The following is a 16,306-nucleotide window of genomic DNA, read 5'->3' as shown; positions in this document are numbered from 1 at the left end:
GCCGCTTGGACTTCTCAGTTACGGATTTCAGCCAGATTTGACCTGTACCAGTCCACCGTGGCCTTGATTCCATCTTCTAGACCAATGGAAGCAGACCATCCAGCTTTGGAGAGCTTGGAAACGTCCAGTAGTTTTCGTGGCGTGCCGTCAGGCTTTGAAGTGTCCCATTCGATGGCGCCGGAGAAACCGACGGACTTTGCCACAATCTCGGCCAGTTCCTTGATAGTCACGTCGGTCCCGGTTCCGACATTCACCTGTTCAGGGGCGTCGTAATTCTCCAGTAGATGAAGGCAAGCGGCGGCCATGTCGTCAACGTGTAGGAATTCACGCCTTGGCGACCCGGTGCCCCAGTTTGTGACCACGGGGGTATTGAACCTGGCCGCCTCGTCGTAGCGACGAATCAGCGCAGGCAGAACGTGTGAACCTTCAGGCGAGAAATTGTCGCCAGGCCCATAGAGGTTGGTGGGCATAGCTGATATCCATGGGAGTCCATACTGCCGGCGAACCGCCTGCACCTGCATGATGCCTGCGATTTTCGCGATCGCGTAGGCGTCATTGGTCGGTTCAAGGTGGCCCGTGAGTAGGGAATCTTCGCGAATTGGTTGTTCTGCGAATTTCGGATAGATACAGGATGACCCAAGGAAGAGGAGCCGTTCGACGTTGTGCTCGCGGGCCGCGTCCAGAACATTCACCTGGATCCGCAAATTGTCGCTGAGGAAGTCCACCGGATAGGTGTTGTTGGCGAGAATACCGCCCACTTTCGCTGCAGCCAAGATAACGTAGCGGGGCTCGTTCCTCGCAAAGAATTCGAAGACTGCGTCCCGGTCCTTGAGGTCCAGCTCAGCTGACGACTTGCCCACTAGCTGGTTGAAACCTTCGGTTTCCAGCTTGCGCCAAATAGCAGATCCCACCAAGCCGCGATGCCCAGCTACATAGAAGGTCGAGTCACGGTCGAGGTTGCCCGGCGTGAATGAGATGGGCTCGGACATCAGTTCTTCCAACTGTCGAGGTCGACTCCGTCGATCCAATCGTTGCCCGCGTGTTTCAAAGCCTCGATATCGGCGTCCACCATGATTCGAGCCAGTTCTGGGGTGTGGACCTTTGCCTTCCAACCAAGTTTCTCCTGTGCCTTCGAAGCATCACCCACCAGTGCGTCGACTTCGGTTGGGCGCAGATAGCGCTCGTCAAATCGCACGTGGTCTTCCCAATTCAGGCCAACGTGTTCAAATGAGATTTGGAGGAAGTCACGGACGGTGTAGTTACCTCCCGTTGCCAGAACAAAGTCGTCGGGTTCGTCAACTTGGAGCATGCGCCACATTCCCTCCACATACTCGGCTGCGTATCCCCAGTCGCGTACGGCGTCAAGGTTGCCCATGAAGAGGGTATCCTGTTTGCCAGCCTTGATGGCTGCCACAGCCCTGGTGATCTTCCGGGTTACGAAGGTTTCTCCGCGGCGGGGCGATTCGTGGTTGAAAAGAATGCCGTTGACGGCAAACATCCCATAGGCCTCACGGTAGTTCTTTGTCACCCAGTAGCTGTACACTTTTGCCGCGCCGTAAGGGGAACGAGGATAAAACGGAGTCTCTTCGTTCTGCGGAGGGGGCGTGGCGCCGAACATTTCCGAGGAAGACGCCTGGTAGAACTTCGTTTCGATACCAGACATTCGGACCGCCTCGAGCAGGCGAATGGTGCCGATACCGGTCGTGTCTCCAGTGTGTTCAGGCTCGTCGAAGGAGACCCGGACGTGCGACTGCGCAGCGAGGTTATAGACCTCGTCGGGTCGGATTTGGGCAAGCAGGGTCACAAGGCGTGCGCCATCGCTGAGGTCACCATAGTGGAGAAAGAGTTTCGCTTTGGCGTCGTGCGGGTCCACATACAAGTGGTCTATCCGTGCCGTATTGAAGGTTGATGCTCGCCGGATAAGGCCATGTACTTCGTAGCCCTTAGCCAACAAGAGTTCGGCAAGATAAGACCCATCCTGACCTGTTATCCCAGTGATAAGCGCGCGCTTGGTCATAATGCCCCCATGATGTGAAGTTAAGAGTCGTCTGTTGCTGGCTGCCACCGGTGCAGACCGGATTGCGTTGCCAAGCTAGGTTCGACAACATGGTAGCGCTGATATCTATTCGGGGCGGCATTGTTTCACCGTGGGCGTCGTGTCGTCCAGGGGTCTTAGCAGAGGCCTATACTCGGTGGTGCGATTGAGTTGCGGTAGGCCAGTTGTGCTCTGTCAACACGGCATACCTTCGCTGGAGCCGGCCTGAAAGCCGGGGTCCGGTCTTCTTCTCTTTGAATCCACAATCGCGCTTTTGACGGATGGCTCCAAGAGTCAACGAATGGGGATAGTCATGAGTAGGTACAAGCAAGAACACGAAGAGGAACTGAACGGTGAGCGCCGAACTGTCGGCTCCTTGAGCTTCATGGTCATGGGTCCAGCTGAGGCGGCTTTGTTTGTTTCGAAACTTGCGAAATCCGTTCATGGGTTAGGACGCGGATTTCATATCCACTTGGCGAACGCATACACCGTTTCATTAGCGGAAAACGATGCCTACTTCCAGTCCGTTTTGAGTGGAGATGCGATAAATTTTGCTGATGGCAAGCCAATTTCCGTGGTATCCAACGCGTTGGGTCATGACCCTGCCCTTCAACAGGTTCGCGGACCGGATCTATTTGAAAATGTAATGGGCGAGGGGCTGGTATACGGTGTCAAGCATTTTCTACTCGGGTCCACTCCGGCGGTCTTGGAAGCATTGGAAGCTGCCCTAATCGTGCGTTACGGTGGACTCAGCATTGTAGGGAAAGAAAGCCCGCCTTTTCGTGCTTTGTCGCAGGCGGAATATGCGGAGCAGGATCGTCGCGTTCTTGAGTCCGGAGCAGAGATCGTTTGGGTTGGTCTTGGAACTCCCAAGCAGGATTTTGAGGCTAAACGATTAGCTGAGCGAATGCCGGTGGTCGCCGTGGCGATCGGGGCGGCGTTTGATTTCTCGGCGGGAACGCTCGTGGCTGCACCGCAGTGGGTTCGAAAGATGGGGCTGGAATGGCTTCACCGACTCATCAAAGAACCGCGGCGCCTGTGGAAGCGGTATCTTTTTGGTAACGTCAATTTTATCGTTTCCGTAGTACGGAATGCAGTCGGGGGAAAGTCGTGAACAAGATGCCTCGGATCGTTCCCGGCGGGGGTGACCATCTCCTGGTCATTAGTCAGTTACCTCCCCCCGTTCATGGATCTACGGTCATGACCGAGGTTTTCCTGAGGAGCCTTGGCGAACTTGAAATCGAATGGACGCTGGTTGATCGAAGGTTCAGTGCCAGCATAAACGCGGTCGGCAAGTTCACGCCGCGGAAGATCCTTTCGGCATTCGGTTTGGCGAACCGTTTGATAGGAGCCCTGCTTTCTAAGCGCCCCCGAACTGTGGTGTTTTTTTGCACAACGCGATCAATGTCGTTTGTCGTGGACTGGTTCCTTTCTGAAATACTCCGACTCGCGGGCGTCAAGACCGTTAATTACATTCACACCCAGGGCTACAAGGGTCTTGCCGAAAGAAATGTGCTCTTTTCGTGGATGACGCGACGGCTGCTGACCACTGCGTCAAAAACAGTTTGCCTTAGCCAATCTCTATATAATGATATTTCCCCTTGGGTGGCCCAAGATTCGGTGTGGTTTATCGCCAATACGCCAAGAGACGTCCCGGGGTTTCCGATTGTTCGTTCGACAAATCCGCGACATATAACTTTTCTCTCTAACCTTATCTCGGGCAAAGGCATTGACGTTTTCCTTGATATTGCGATAGCTCTGGCATCCAAATACCTTGATGTTGTTTTTGATATCGTGGGAGCTCCATCGGATAATGGTCAAATTCCTCAGTTGGAGAAAATGGTACATGACGCGGGTTTTGCGGATAGATTCAACTTTGCCGGACCAGTTCACGGCCCTGAAAAGTGGAAGTATTTGCAGAACTCGACTCTGCTGATTTTCCCGAGTCAACTTGTCGAGGCCCAGCCGCTGACTATCATTGAGGCCTTCGCCTCCGGGACGCCCGTCGTGGCGTTTGGCATCGGGGGGATTGTTGACTTGATCATAGATGGAAAGACTGGCGCTTTGGTCAAGGTCGGGTCGAATCAGGATATGTTGCGTTCCATTGAGGGACTGTTATCGGCGCCCGAGCTACTCGAAAGTTTGGGTCAGTGTGCACTTGATGAGTTTGATCGGCATTTTTCCGCGGACACCTACACAAAGCGATGGTCTGAGGTTTTGGCATCTTAACACGCTGCAGCTTGTCTGGCGGTCCGCTACGGATCAAGCGGCTGGCCATTGATTGCTTCGATGATAATCTGACCGAAGGATGATCATGATAAATGTGGCATTTGTCCTCAACATGCCAACGCCTTACAAGACCCCAGTATTCCAGCGACTCTCAGAGCGACCGGACATAAATCTCACACTCATCTACTGCAGCCACAGCGAACCTGATCGAGAATGGGTGCAGAGTCCGTCCGGCTTGTCGGAGATCTTCATTGATGAGCGCGTGGTTAATTGGCGTGGGCGGTACATCCATTTTGCGACGGGAGTCTGGAGGGAATTACGTCTCCTCCGACCGGACGTGGTGATCACCGGTGGATACAACCCGACGCACTTATTGGCTTTCCTCTATTGCTTATTGCGTGGCGCGCGACACATTTCCAATACCGACGGCGATTATCAGTCGGAGGCTCGATTGTCTGCTGTACACCGTGCAATACGGTGGGCGGTGAGCGTTCGAACGAAAGCCTACATCGGTCCGAGTGACAGTAGTTTGCGCCTATTCAAATCTTGGGGTGTTGATGGCAATCTGCTATTTAAGGCACCGCTATCGGTCGATAATGATGCTTTTGTCGGCGCCCGCGTGGGAAACCGCGAGTTCGATTTTCTGTTCTGTGGACGGCTTGCTGAAGTGAAGGATCCCCTCTTCGCATTGGCCGTCTCTGCTGGCGTGGCAGAAAAGCTCAATCGGAGAGTGAAAATCTTGGTTCTCGGAAGTGGGCCCCTCGCAGAGGCAGTGGATGCGATGGCTGACGAAACGCCAATGATTGAGGTTACGAGACCAGGCTTTGTTCAAGTGGGCGAGGTCGCACTTTGGTTTCAACGCAGTCGTTTGTTTCTCTTCCCAACGAATTGGGACCCTTGGGGACTCGTCGTGAACGAAGCGTGTGCAGCTGGTCTTCCGGTGCTCGCATCGCCCGAAGCCGGGGCGGCTCGAGAGTTGGTAAAGCATGGCGAAAATGGTTATGTCCTCCCGAAGGATACCCACCTGTGGGTGGAGGCAGCGGCTAGAGTATTGGGCGATGTCCAGCTGTGGAGTGCGATGTCAGAATATAGCAGAGAGATTGTGCGGAACTATACGTACGAGAGCTCCGCAGCTGGATATGAAGCAGCGATACGGTCAGCCATCGGGGTATAATGGCCAGGGCCGTTACCCCGTAAGGTTTCTGGCCCTCTGCAGATGCGCGTGGCTGGCGACCGCTGCGGCGTGGTGCCGCGGGAAAGAAGTCACAGTCTCTTTAATTGGTGGCGTCGATGCAACCAAGCCCAAAGGACGCGCTGAAGTGACGAACTCCATGACATGTTCATACGGTCGGTGGTGTGAGCGCTCAGACGCGCTGCTGAGTGTCGAGGGCATACTCATCCGATCAGTCAGGACGATCAGCGCTCTCTTGTTTTTGCGGGTCGAGCCCGACGGGAGCGCTCTATGCGTATCAGGAGAATAATGGCAGCCCCGAGCGTAGTAATACTCCAAGAATACGTGCCAAGGTATAGAGTTCCGTTCTTCTATCGCCTAATTGAACTGGGCGCCCAAAATGGAGTCGAAATTCGGGTTGCCGCGGGCGGAGCCAACAAAGGGCAGGGCAAGCGGCAGGATGGGGCGCTCGCAAAATTCGTTATCCCTATTTCTCAAAAGGAAATCAGGATTGGAAATTTTAGACTGGTCTTCCGACAAGTGGCTTCGATAATTGACTCGGCTGATCTTGTCATCATGGAACAAGCACGGCGGAACATTGACGCTTACTGGCTTCTTCTTTCGCCATGGCGGCGGCGAAAGATTTGCCTCTGGGGTCACGGCCGAGATTTCGTCACAACCCCATCTTGGTTTAAGAGGCGGGCCATGGCCAGGTTAACCCGCGCCGCAGACTGGTTCTTCGCTTATACGGAAGCCTCCCGAGATTCAGTCGTATCGATCGGCTATCCGCCCGCACGGGTGACCGTAGTCCAGAACTCAATTGATACCACGGACCTCGAGGAGTATGTTGCCCGTGTCTCATCAGCTCAAATCTCGGATTTTCGCGTCGAGAATCAGCTGGGCACCTTGAATGCCATTTTTGTTGGAGGTCTCGACGAGTCCAAAAGACTGCCTTTTCTGTTTGAGGCTTGTCGAAACGCTTATCGAATGAATGACGAGTTTCGTCTCCTCGTCGTGGGCAGCGGCTCCCTAAGCGGGACCGTTGAGAGGCTGGCGGAATCGGAGCCTTGGCTTCGATATTTAGGTCCGCTATTCGGAAAGGAGAAAGCCCTAGCGATGGCGGCTGCAGACGTGATCTACATGCCGGGCCGCGTAGGGCTCGTGGCAGTCGATAGTTTTGCTGCTGGTCGCCCTATTGTCACAACGGCGTGGCCTTGGCACGGCCCAGAGTTTGAATACTTAGAAAATGGCAAGACATGCGTCGTATCCGCTGATGACGCATTATCTTCTGCCGACGCATTGTTGAGCTTGATCACTGACAGGCAACGACTGCAACTGATGCAGGCCGCCTGCAGGTCGGCCAGCGGACGATTTACTACTGAAGAGATGGCGGCACGGTTCTTCAGAGGCATCCAACAGGCGTTGGCTTCCGGGAGTGCAGAGAACGACTCTCGTTGGCCGCATCGGGGAGATATTAGTTAGCGGATGAGGATTACGTGTCTTGATAGCTAAAGGGCTTGTTGCCCTGCCGTGATGGATGATCTCTACGCATTCATCAAGAGTCACCAGCTACGAATCGGGCTTACTTCCCCCGCCCCCATGCTGCCGCCGCTCTCTTCAATCTGCCCGACTACCGTGTCACCCATACCGAGGTCCTCGCGTTCGGACAGCGGCGGGTCCGCGTCGAAGCCACTGCCGAGGTCGGCCGTCTGTCCTGTTGCGTCATCAGCACCCGCGTGCATTCATGCCGGCACCAAAGCGGCTCATCGCATTTGAGGGTGTAATCGCGGTCTGAATCCGCCGGTTTCGAGGAGTGATCGGGCGATGTAGTTGGCAAGGTTCCTGAAGCCGAGGGCGGAGCCGCGGAGGTGTTCGAGCCGGCCGTTGAGTGCTTCCGTGGGGCCGTTGCTGGTGCCGGGCCGGTCGAAGTACGCGAGCACGTCCCCTGCACGGCGTTTCAGCGTGCGGCCCAGCGTAATGACCTCGGTCAGCGCAGCGGGAACGCCGGCGCTGATCGCGCCGATCAGTGCTTGCATGAGCTGTTTGCCTCGGGTGCCGTCAGGGTCGCGGTAGGCGGCGATGACGCGCTGGTAGATGCCCCAGGTCGCTTCGACTTCGGCATGGTTGTCCGCGGCGAACAGGGCCTCCAGCCTGTCCTTCTGCTTGTCGGTGAGCAGATCGTGCCCGGTGTGCAGGGTCCGGCGGGCTGCGTAGAGCGGATCCCCGGACCGTCCGCGGTGACCAATGGTCTGCTGCTGCACGCGCTGGCGGCACCTGTCCAGGACATCGCCGGCAAGCCGGACGACGTGAAACGGATCCATGACCTCGACCGCGTCCGGGAGCTCCTCGGCGGCTGCGGTCTTGAACCCGGTGAACCCGTCCATCGCGACGACCTCGATCCCGTCCCGCCAGGCCTTGGGCCGCTCGGCGAGCCAGGCCTTGAAGACCTGTTTCGAGCGGCCCTCGACCATGTCCAGCAACCGTGCCGGCCCGGTCCTGTCACGGACCGGGGTGAGGTCGATGATCACGGTGACGTATTTGTCCCCGCGCCGGGTGTGCCGCCAGACATGCTCATCGACGCCGATCACGGCCACTCCGTTGAACCGGGCCGGGTCCTCGATCAACACCCGCTTGCCCTCGGCAAGGATCGCGCTGTTCGCCGTATGCCAGGACACGCCCAGGCCTTCCGCGACGCGGGCGACAGTGAGGTGCTGGCACACGATGCCCTCCAGCGCCCAGCGCAGTCCGCGGCGGGAGATCTTCGCCCTCGGCTGCGCGGCTTTGGAGATGTCCTGCCGCCACACCCGCCCGCACCCGGTGCATTTGTAGCGGCGGACCCGCACCAGCAGCGTCGTCGGCCGCCATCCCAGCGGTTCGTGCGCGAGCGGCCGTGTGACCGTGCCGCGGGCGATGCCCTGGCCCCCACACGAATGGCACCAGTCGTCCGGATCAACGGCACGGCATTCCAGCACCGCACGGCCGGGGGCGAGACACTGCCCGGCGGCTTCGAGCCCAAGCTCATCGAGCCGGCAGAACGTAGTCAGGTCAGGAGGCAGGAAGGTAGCGTGGGACACGGCGAGGTCTTCCGGATGGGCAGTGTAGGAACTTCCATCATCGGAAGACCTCGACCTCTATCCGGCCACCGACGCGCCCACCCCCGCTACACCCTCGAATGCGATGAGCCCGTTAAACACATCAAACGAACAGGCCTGGGATTCACCAACCCGGACAACTACAAACGCGTATCCTGTTGCGCAGTGCCGCTGAAACAGCGACATGAACATGAATCACGGCAGAACAATCACCACGAACCGTCGAGAGCCGATTTGGGACGGATTCTACTCGGATCCGGCGCTGTCCGAAGGACCGAGTTCGGCGCCAATGACCCGGTAGGCGGCAGGTAGAAGATCTTGCGGCAGCATCGGGGCGCGCGGAAGTGGGCCCGATCAAGGCTCGTAGCTCCTGATTCTTGATGAATGCGTAGAGAACATCTGTCACAGAAGAGCTACGAGCCCGTCAGCACTCGCGACACGGAACCCGATTCGCGGACACCCTGTAACCGATAGGTACCCATCTCAGCAGGGGGTCCTAAGGAGACGCGAGCCTGAAAGCGCCGCTTCTTACGCAGCAAGGCCATCGGTTTGTGTGGTGTCCTTCATGTGAAGGGCACCAAGGTGAGAATTGGTGTCCAGGAGGTCAAGGTACTCAACTTGCCCGCAGACCAGCGGAAGTCTTCGCAGCCAATAATCCGATCGAGGATGCGCGATTAGTCCCTATCCCGGAACCGTTGAGGAAAAGTCTGGGGTACTCGCTGCGCTGGATATTCGATGGCATCTTCAAAAAGAATGGTCTCCTGCGAGACTATTGTTTGTGCGTCCCCAATTCGAACGTTACTCTCAACCGTTCCCTTTTTTCGATTTCGGGATGAAGTCGCCACGTCTTCGTTATTCGACGATGCATACCCTTGGTAGGTGTAGGAGTATGCGTCCACGCCCTTCGCGGGCAATCGATTCAAAACCACCCCAAGAATGTTGGCGCCAACCAGCTCGAGGGAGGTCAGGGATTTAAGGAGTATTTGCTGTTTCATCAGCTGGGTGTTGACTACGACCAGCACTCCGCCAACGTGTTGCGACAGCACCGCAGCGTCAGTGACTGGAATTACCGGGGGGGCATCAATAATCACCGTGTCGAAGGCCGATTCGAGTCGAAGAATGAGGTCTTTCATTTCGCCAGATCCCAACAGTTCGCTGGGATTTGGTGGAATTTGCCCAGAGGTCAAGACATAGAGCTGATCTGTACCCCACTGTTGAAGCAGGCTGTTTACATCGGCTTGGCCGATCAATGCCGTCGTCAGCCCGACGCTTCGTTCCAGTCCAAGATATTCGCCAACCATGGGGCGGCGGAGATCTGCATCCACTAGGCAGACTGTTTGCCCTGCTTGGGCCAAGGCGATGGCCAAGTTCGTGGCTGTTGTGGTTTTCCCTTCACCAGGAATCGACGATGTAACAACTACGCTGCTGGCCTTTCCGGAAACGTTGGCGAATTGTAGGTTTGTCCGCAACTGGCGAAATGACTCGGAACGCGGACTTTGCGGGTCAATTTGAGTAAGGAGGGGTTTCTTTGTGACGTCGCCATCAAGGGTGACTCCACCAAGAACGGGCGCGTTCGTTAGGCCACGAAGATCGGCTTCCACTCGAATTCGGTTATCGAGCAATGAGCGCAGAACAGCCGCGCCAATTCCTAAAGCAAGCCCTATGACAAACCCGAGAATGAGGGTTAGGCGGACATTCGGGGCAGACGCCTCCGTTGGCACCTTGGCAGGAGTAATGATCGATAGATTGATCGGGGACGAAGCTCCAGTTTTAGGCTTCTCAAGAGAGTCCACAGCCTTGACGAGGCTATTGGCAATGGCTTGAGCAACAGCCGCGGCCTGTGCCGGAGATTCGTTGGTGACAGAAATGTTAATGAGTACGGTATTTAGGTCTGTTGACGCACGGACTGTTTTTGCCAAATCGTCCACCGACATAGATAGACCTAGGCTATCTATTGCAGGCTGAAGGACAATAGGTGTTGTTACTGTCTTGACATAGGATTGCACCCGCGCCTGGCTAAATGTGTTACCTTGTTGCAGGTCTTGCACGCTTCCAGAGTTCTGCAGGGCTACAAACAACTGCGTGTCCGATGTATACGTCGGCTTGATCAGTATGGTGGCGGTACCTCCCGCCAGCAGTCCGAGAAGCGTCATGGCAGCTATCAGAATCCAACTGCGGCGCAGAATGCGCAAATACTCGTGAATGTCCAAAGCGGGATCCCCCTGGTCGTTTTGATAAATCTCGGCGCAGCGGCAGGCGATCGGAATGGCTGCCTTGGTGCCATCCGGACCATTCTACAGCTGATACGAGTTGAATTAGTCCCAGAAACACGTCCGTGGTGTCAGCACGGGGTGGATCGCATTCTCCTGCCGATCTGGCGCGATTTTGCTGGATCCCTTTTGAGGCTCCGTTCATAAGCCAACCCCCGCAATCCGGCGCCCCGGGGAACGCAGAGACCCCTGCCCTCCTTCGAAGCCAGGGGCGATTCGGTGGCCGTGGCGATTGATTGCCTGCTGATTGCCGGTGGTGTCGCGCCGTAATGTGACCCAAGCGTCCGTCCGCGGATACCCTTCACGTACTGGCACCGAGCTCGTCATTTTCTTCGACAGAGGGTTTTTTGGCTCTTGCCCTCAATGCCGTTCGCAAAGCTGCGAATTGAAAGACTGCCACCGCCACCTCCGAGGAGGTGAGGCCCCAGGCTGCACCAGCGGCACCCCACTGTGATGCCCCCAAAAAGACCGCCGGAACTGCTACAAAAAGTCCGACTATGACGCTTGCCGCAACGGTCTTCGCTCGACCAAGCGCCATAAGCGAAACCAACCCTGAAATCTGGGAAAATATGATTGCAGCTAAGGTGAGGCCGAAAGCCGTTGAGATGGCAAGAGACACGTCAATTTCGCCCGCCGAAAGGAATTTTGCGCCAGCGGGCATCGCAAGAGACAAGACGATGCCTGCGATCAGCGCCCCGACAGCTGACAACTTGGTAGTCAATTTTATGTTCTGGGTGAGGACGGAATTGTCCGGGTTAGGTACCGAGCTCTGGGCCAACTGTGTCATAGGGGACGCGGCCATGACGGCGAACCTCGTGAGTTTGTCTGCCATCGCGTAGACAGAAACGCTGGCCGGGGCCCATCCTGCCAGAACCGTGAGGGGTGCGTTCATGTACATGGATGATGCTGCAGCCGTCAGCACGCCCGGAATTTGCTCCCGGAAACTCATCACCTGTCGTTTTGGTGAAATGGACAGGCGCCAGTCGTGATCTCGGTGCCGCCGAAGGATGTCACTCGCGGCAAGGGATACGGAAATGATTGAACCTGCCAGCTGCGCCGCAGCGAAATAAGTTACCTCTCCTGTCAAACCGAGAAGAAGAGTACCGGCAATGGTACCCCCGCAGCGGGGCACCGTGTCGATGAATAACAGTTTCCAGGCTCTCCCTTCACCAATAAAAAACCAGGAGCCGCCCAAGCCCGCAACCATGAGCGCAAACCCAGCAAGTATATTGGCGGCTTTGTTACCCGGCGCATATACGGCGATAAGATAGACCGCAAGAGGAAGCACGGCAAGAAGCAGCAGCACTCGCAGGACTATGGCGTCCGAATATTGCTGTCCTCGGCTTCCGAACGGCGACGACGCAACCCTCGATGGACCCATGACACCCCATCCGAAAGCAATCAGCACGACAAACATGCTGGCTATCGACTGGGCCACGGCCATGCCGCCCCACGCGACCGGGCCAGCAAAAGCAATGATAAACGGGATCGTGATAAGGCCTACAAGGCCGTTTATCACGGTTGAGCTGCCGAATCCGCCGAGTTTTCCAAGCCCCGACCTCCAAGCTTGCTTCTCCATGGTGCCCTTCCCTAATGCAGATTTCTTCTGCCAAGCAAACGTTGAGAGTCTACTGCTTTACCCATTACGGGTCTTGGACGCTACCTCTATACAAGCGGGCTCCCCCGTGACTGCAAACTGTGACACTGGAGGACCGTTCGAGTCGGTTTGCGAACTGCGCCACGTCCGACGCCGGCCATCTTTCGAATGAACGATAGGCGGACATGCCCGCTGATGTCCTCAGGATAAGTGACCGCACTCCGTTGGCGGCCGTCAGGCCCGGATCGACGCCCGGGAACCGGCCGATAAAGTTTACGGTCTTCGCCACTTCAGTCAAAAGGGGCACTGGCTTTGACCGTAGCCTTGGTGGCGAGGCTCGGCGCCGTATCGTGAGCTGCTGACAACGGTTGGGTGGTTGAGCCCAACTGGCGATACTCTAGCTTCGTCTTCGCCGACCAACCGGAGTTGCGCGAGGTCCCAGCTACCGCGAGGTCTCATTGAAAACCTGCATTATCTATGGGCACGACGGATTTGATGTTGACGTGCTTCGAAATCTCCAAGCGCTATACTCGTCTTTCAACTATCGGATTGCGATTTCGAAACAGCTCATCCCGGCCGATCTCCTCATAATTCAGCGGCCACCCTCAGCCGCTTTGAATCTGACGAGGTATGGCGTGGTTCATCTGTACGACTATGTCGCAAACGATATATCACTGCTCCTGAATTCATGCGGTGATCACCCGGGCCTGCTCATTTTTGCGTCCTCGGCCGCCCGCAGGAACGAGCTCTTAGAACGCTTTCCCGAACTTTCCGAGAAGATTCGTGTTAGTGCTCCGCCCGTATGCTCCCGACTTTGGAAGAGCAACCATTTGGGTGGAAAGCCAAAATACGATCTCGTTCACATCGGCAACTACAAACCTTACTATTCAGAATCGCGGGATGAGTATGCCTCTCGTTTTCTGAAATTAGTGCAACTTGGCCGTGTTCATGTATGGGGCGCGGGATGGGAAGACAGGCTAGACGGAGAATACTGCCACGGGCGGTTGGGGATCAGCAAGGTGTCTGAAATATACGCCAAATCCCGTGTTGCGTTGGGGATGATGTATCCCAACCAGCGAACAGTCTCCCTTTCTGGACGGTTTTGGCATGCACCACTGAACGGATGCCACATCATATCCGAGCCTTCAGTTTTTGCGGACGATCTGCCGGGTGTTCTGTCCAGCGAATACATCGACGCTCCTAATCCTCACGACTTCTCTGAGGCTTCAAGGGTGAGATTGCAAAGCCATGCGGTGAGATATTGGGACGACGCATTCCAAGCACTGAAAACAGTCATTGAAAATCACATGGGAAGCTTCCCCCCGGGGCAAGCTCGACCTACGATTAAATTCTTCGGTGCCTATATTATAACTCTGGCGAAGAAAGTCCGTTGGGCCTTCTCATAATGTGTCTGAGAATATTATTCATGACCGTTGGCCTTCGACCGGCAGGTAGGCAATGATTACAAGCTTCAAAAGTATTCCTAGGATTGCTATTTTTTGTTCCAGCTTAAAGAATCCGTTCATCGAGGCTTGGCTGAAGACTTGGGAAGCGTCGGGCGCCAAGGTTGCCGTCCTTGCAAACGTGCATCCTTCGGATTCATCGGACACTCCGGACTACCTTCATGAGCGCACGGTCTACTTTGATGCCACTGACCCTGGCTCCATGTCGCAGTGGAAGGCCGAGTTGGAATCCAAGGTGGGAGGGCAGCCTAGCGCGATATTCTACTGGTGGGGTCTGGCTTCCTTGTTTGAAAAAGCGCCCGCCAAAGCTTGGCCGAACGCCAAGGTGTCGCTCTGTGTTGACACATACCCAAACGCATCCAGACTCTTGACTGAACTGCGTGAGTTCGCGCGTTCCGCGTTTCCAATTGCAATGGTCGACTCATTTGTTGTTGCCAGCGAGGAAATGGCAGATTTGCTTAAGAGGCGCTTTCCCTGGATTCGGGGAAAGGAAATGTGCACAGTTGTGTCACCCTTCCCCCTTTCGGCACACTCTTCAGCGGTGCGGGATTCCGCCCGGGGTACTCATGCGCGGCCGCGGCTCTGTTTCACGGGGCGAAGTGACTACCTGCACAGTGGAAGTCTGAAGATGGGGAAAGACGATCTTGGGGTGTTCTTTGATAGCCTGATACAGGCTGAAATGGACGTGTTTGTGCAGGCACCAAGAGATAATGAGCATCGACGACTCTTAGCTGGCCTCGGTTATTCCTTTTACAGCGATGTGCCGAGGAGTCATATCATGAATGGTGGTTTCGCTGACATGATTTCCGGATTTGACGGTCATCTTGTCTACTATGAGGTGACAAACTCAACTATTTCCAGGCGAGTTTCGACCAGTCTCTCTACTCGATTTGCAACGGCGATCTGCTCATCGACGCCCCTCATTGTTCCGCCCGAGGCAACTTTCGCCGTAGATTTCTTGTCCAGGAATCCAATCGGGTTTGCGTCAAGGGATCCGCACGTTGTTCGGAGAACCCTCGGGGAGCGGGGGCGGCAGATGCGGGAATATTGGATGAATAACCACCAAGGATGGACTGGGGAGTCGAACGCGTCGGGTCTTCGGCAGCTTTTAGAGTAACGAGACCCAGGTCTCCTTCCTTCGGCTGGATCTCCATGGGGCTGGCAATGCTTGAGGTTCAGGATCTGCTAGAAGCGGGTTGCTACGACCGCGTTGTCACAATGCCGAAGCTCGATCCTCCCGGCCGGCGGTCGGTGTCGACATATTGCAACGGGCAGTCGAAGGATTTTCGGTTGCTATATGGAAGTGGTCTAGTATCATCCCCATGAAGGTCTTGGTAACTGGGGGCGCAGGCTACATCGGATCCCACACAATTCTCTGTCTCCTTGAAGAAGGGCACGAATTGGTTGTCGTTGACAACCTTGCGAATTCGAGTAGCGAATCCCTGTCTCGCGTGCAAGAACTTACCGGCAGGAGCGTCGACTTCCGAGAAGCCGACCTGCTCGACCTCGATGCGATTGCTCATGTTTTCAAGGACGGTGGATTCGATGCAGTCGTTCATTTCGCCGGCCTCAAAGCGGTTGGCGAGTCAGTTGAACAACCACTTCTGTATTATAAGAACAACGTCGTGGGCACCCTCAACTTGCTGGAGGGCATGCAAAAAGCTGGCGTGCGCCGGTTGGTCTTTAGCTCGTCAGCCACGGTCTATGGTGCGTCGGAGGAAGTTCCTCTCATCGAGAAGTCGCCTCTGGATGCCAATAATCCGTACGGCAGGACCAAGGAACAGATCGAGGATATCCTTTCAGACCTAAGCGCCGCGGACCCGCGATGGAGCATTGCCCTGCTTCGCTATTTCAATCCAGTTGGAGCTCATGAGTCCGGGCGCATTGGGGAAGACCCGCGGGGAACGCCGAACAATCTGTTGCCATTCGTGGCCCAGGTTGCGGTTGGTCGCCGCGATAAGGTTAGGGTGTTCGGCAATGACTACCCCACCCAGGATGGGACCGGAGTGCGGGACTACATTCATGTGATGGACCTCGCATCAGGACATCTCGCTGCATTGCATTACTTGGAAAACCGGGTTGGGGCATTCCGTTGGAATTTGGGAACTGGGCGCGGGGCTTCTGTGTTGGATGTCATCAGGGCTTTTGGCGTTGCAGCGGGGACCCCTATTCCGTACGAATTCGCCCCACGACGCCCCGGTGACGCTGCCGTGAGCTATGCAGATCCGTCTGCTGCCTTGGCTGACCTTGGATGGTCTGCTCGCAGGACTCTTCCCCAGATGTGCGAGGATCATTGGCGTTGGCAGAGTGCGAACCCCTTCGGGTACTCGGATCAGGTCTCTTCCTAAGCCGCAAGGTCGGGAACTTCAGTGGCTCATCGCATTCGAGGGTGTAGCGGGGGTGGGCGCGTCGGTGGCCGGATAGAGGTCGAGGTCTTCCGATGATGGAA

13 protein-coding genes are annotated in these 16,306 nt (G+C 56.0%); 7 read left to right on the top strand and 6 right to left on the bottom strand.

Annotation, left to right across the window (positions count from 1 at the left end; genetic code table 11):
- Nucleotides 1-14: 14 nt before the first annotated feature.
- Together ACSKT0_RS19770 and gmd are read right to left on the bottom strand one after the other, a co-directional pair.
- Nucleotides 15-989 (bottom strand): GDP-L-fucose synthase family protein, encoded by a 975-nt coding sequence (locus ACSKT0_RS19770; RefSeq protein ID WP_437771236.1) that lies wholly within the window; start codon nt 987-989, stop codon nt 15-17.
- Nucleotides 989-2,017 (bottom strand): GDP-mannose 4,6-dehydratase, encoded by a 1,029-nt coding sequence (gmd, locus tag ACSKT0_RS19765; RefSeq protein WP_437771235.1) that lies wholly within the window; start codon nt 2,015-2,017, stop codon nt 989-991. Before gmd ends, ACSKT0_RS19770 begins: the two co-directional genes overlap by 1 nt.
- A gap of 331 nt (nt 2,018-2,348) precedes the next feature.
- Here gmd and ACSKT0_RS19760 point away from each other — a divergent pair, with 331 nt between their 5' ends.
- From ACSKT0_RS19760 to ACSKT0_RS19745, 4 genes are all read left to right on the top strand, one after another.
- Complete coding sequence (locus ACSKT0_RS19760) at nt 2,349-3,149, top strand: WecB/TagA/CpsF family glycosyltransferase (RefSeq protein WP_437771234.1); 801 nt, start codon at nt 2,349-2,351, stop codon at nt 3,147-3,149.
- An 86-nt stretch (nt 3,150-3,235) separates the two neighbouring features.
- Nucleotides 3,236-4,264 (top strand): glycosyltransferase family 4 protein, encoded by a 1,029-nt coding sequence (locus ACSKT0_RS19755; RefSeq protein WP_437771233.1) that lies wholly within the window; start codon nt 3,236-3,238, stop codon nt 4,262-4,264.
- An 85-nt stretch (nt 4,265-4,349) separates the two neighbouring features.
- A complete protein-coding gene (locus ACSKT0_RS19750; RefSeq protein ID WP_437771232.1) occupies nt 4,350-5,438 on the top strand; it encodes a glycosyltransferase family 4 protein in 1,089 nt (362 codons plus the stop codon).
- Between the two features lie 306 nt (nt 5,439-5,744).
- A complete protein-coding gene (locus tag ACSKT0_RS19745; protein ID WP_437771231.1) occupies nt 5,745-6,917 on the top strand; it encodes a glycosyltransferase family 4 protein in 1,173 nt (390 codons plus the stop codon).
- 80 nt (nt 6,918-6,997) lie between these two features.
- Here the strand turns inward: ACSKT0_RS19745 and ACSKT0_RS19740 are convergent, their stop codons facing one another.
- The 4 genes from ACSKT0_RS19740 to ACSKT0_RS19725 all read right to left on the bottom strand — a co-directional run bounded on the left by ACSKT0_RS19740 (nt 6,998) and on the right by ACSKT0_RS19725 (nt 12,376).
- Nucleotides 6,998-7,177, bottom strand: a complete 180-nt coding sequence (locus ACSKT0_RS19740; protein WP_437771230.1) for a hypothetical protein — start codon at nt 7,175-7,177, stop codon at nt 6,998-7,000.
- A 21-nt stretch (nt 7,178-7,198) separates the two neighbouring features.
- Nucleotides 7,199-8,509: an ISL3 family transposase gene (locus ACSKT0_RS19735; RefSeq protein WP_437771229.1), complete on the bottom strand. Its 1,311-nt coding sequence runs from the start codon at nt 8,507-8,509 to the stop codon at nt 7,199-7,201.
- 692 nt (nt 8,510-9,201) lie between these two features.
- Nucleotides 9,202-10,737 (bottom strand): polysaccharide biosynthesis tyrosine autokinase, encoded by a 1,536-nt coding sequence (locus tag ACSKT0_RS19730; protein WP_437771228.1) that lies wholly within the window; start codon nt 10,735-10,737, stop codon nt 9,202-9,204.
- Between the two features lie 361 nt (nt 10,738-11,098).
- Nucleotides 11,099-12,376 carry a hypothetical protein gene (locus ACSKT0_RS19725; protein WP_437771227.1) on the bottom strand — a complete coding sequence of 426 codons (1,278 nt, stop codon included), beginning with the start codon at nt 12,374-12,376 and terminating at the stop codon, nt 11,099-11,101.
- A 653-nt stretch (nt 12,377-13,029) separates the two neighbouring features.
- Here ACSKT0_RS19725 and ACSKT0_RS19720 point away from each other — a divergent pair.
- From ACSKT0_RS19720 to galE, 3 genes are all read left to right on the top strand, one after another.
- Nucleotides 13,030-13,800 (top strand): glycosyltransferase family protein, encoded by a 771-nt coding sequence (locus ACSKT0_RS19720; RefSeq protein WP_437771226.1) that lies wholly within the window; start codon nt 13,030-13,032, stop codon nt 13,798-13,800.
- Nucleotides 13,801-13,852: 52 nt separating this feature from the next.
- Nucleotides 13,853-14,974 carry a hypothetical protein gene (locus tag ACSKT0_RS19715; protein WP_437771225.1) on the top strand — a complete coding sequence of 374 codons (1,122 nt, stop codon included), beginning with the start codon at nt 13,853-13,855 and terminating at the stop codon, nt 14,972-14,974.
- A gap of 205 nt (nt 14,975-15,179) precedes the next feature.
- Nucleotides 15,180-16,205, top strand: a complete 1,026-nt coding sequence (galE, locus tag ACSKT0_RS19710) for a UDP-glucose 4-epimerase GalE (protein ID WP_437771224.1) — start codon at nt 15,180-15,182, stop codon at nt 16,203-16,205.
- Nucleotides 16,206-16,306 lie beyond the last annotated feature (101 nt).

Origin of the sequence: Arthrobacter sp. KNU40 (assembly GCF_051515115.1) — a bacterium.
In the GTDB taxonomy this organism is placed as follows: domain Bacteria; phylum Actinomycetota; class Actinomycetes; order Actinomycetales; family Micrococcaceae; genus Arthrobacter.
This window is presented reverse-complemented; position numbering and strand designations above follow the sequence as displayed.